Source organism: Veillonella sp. VA139 (assembly GCF_003992005.1).
GTDB lineage: Bacteria > Bacillota > Negativicutes > Veillonellales > Veillonellaceae > F0422.
On sequence record NZ_RQVL01000057.1, the window covers coordinates 1 to 1,517 of the forward strand.

Consider the following 1,517-nt stretch of genomic DNA (forward strand, 5'->3'; position numbering starts at 1 on the left):
GTCATAAATTTATCCTGTGTATAACAAGCTTCATCAAAAGAGTACTCGTAACGTAGCCTATGTACTTCATAATCAATAAACACATTGCGTTTCCAAGGATGACGCATATCAGGTATATATTGTTTCCTAGGCTTAGGTTTTGCTTCTAGATAATCAAAGTTTTTAGAATAGGCTGTATTGTGAGGAACTTTCTTTAATGCATATAAAACCTCTTTGCAGGAAGCGTACATAGATCCATCTAAAGCTTTAATCACCAATACCTTTTGCTTTGGTTTTAGCACAGCTTGTTCACCATTTGGTTTTAAGAACTTGTAATACTCATTTTGGTAGCTTATACAGTGACCATTATCTACAGTTCTTTCACTTAATACGCTAAGCGCTAAATTAATATCTGCTGCTTCCATTGGCCCTTCAAAGACAGATGTGGTATCATTAAAAGAGCGAGCAAACTTAGTGTTAAAGTATGGAATAAATTCTTTGGTGAGGAATTCATTAGCTGCCTCAATGTCAGTAATGCCTCTTCTTCTAAATTCGACTGGTAATCGAGATTGAAGTGTTTGGAATAGGCGCTCAACCTTTCCTTGCTCTTGGGCAGAATGACCAGCAGCAACCTCTGTACCTAGCTGTTTGCAAGCATATGTAAATTGAGTCGGTGTATCGTTTTCTGTAGATCGTACACCGGCTCTTTTGTATTCAAAAACGGTACGACCATCTGTCTGTATGGTAACAGGAATCCCAAAGTTTGTTAGGGTATAGGCGAAGCTATGGTAGTAACCTTTTAAGGTTTCTTGGTCATCCATATATAGACCAGTTATAGTTCCTGTAGAATCATCAATAGAAGCATGTAGGGCTGCCTTTGCATAATTAGGGCCAAACCAAGGATGAATAGAAGCATCCATATATAATAGCTCACCAGCATACTTAGAACGCTCTCTACGAGGGTGTGGACAGGTAGATTCTGTGGGTTCTTCGATGATTACCTCTAGGTCAGCAAGCGTGTCGTTCTTTTCTTGAAGTCTCAGCTTTCTTTGTAATGCTTTTCTAGTATTACGCCGAGCCTTAGGTGAAAGCAGATCTTCTTCCTTAAAGATATTTCTAATTGTACTTAAAGAGATATAAGCGTACTGGGGATATTCCTCTTTAAGAATCTCATAAAAGTGTGTGAAGTTAGTATCATATAAAGATGAGTTATAAATTTCTACAATATGCTTTCTAACTTCATCAAGGATTGTAGTTGCAGGTTTACGTCCTGTATTACCATGTACAAAGAAAGCCTTTCCATGGTCTTTATATCCTCTAATATAGCGATATACAGTTCTTTCTGATTTATTAAGTCTAGCTGTTAATCGTTTTATATTACCTCCATTCTCTACATACTGCTTCACTAATTTGTAAATGTAATGATTTGTCATTGTTAAACTAACCTTTCTCATAGTACCTCCTATCTATATAGATTGTACTATGCTTTGACAAATTCATTTATGTTTATACTATGACAATATCATATGTCGTTCATA

General features: G+C 36.3%; 1 protein-coding gene. It reads right to left on the bottom strand.

The genetic code is table 11. The annotated features are described in order from the left end of the window. Positions 1 to 1,433, bottom strand: a 1,433-nt coding sequence (locus tag EO125_RS09690) for an ISNCY family transposase (RefSeq protein ID WP_127148720.1), incomplete at its 3' end; no start/stop codon positions are given. Positions 1,434 to 1,517: the final 84 nt, after the last annotated feature.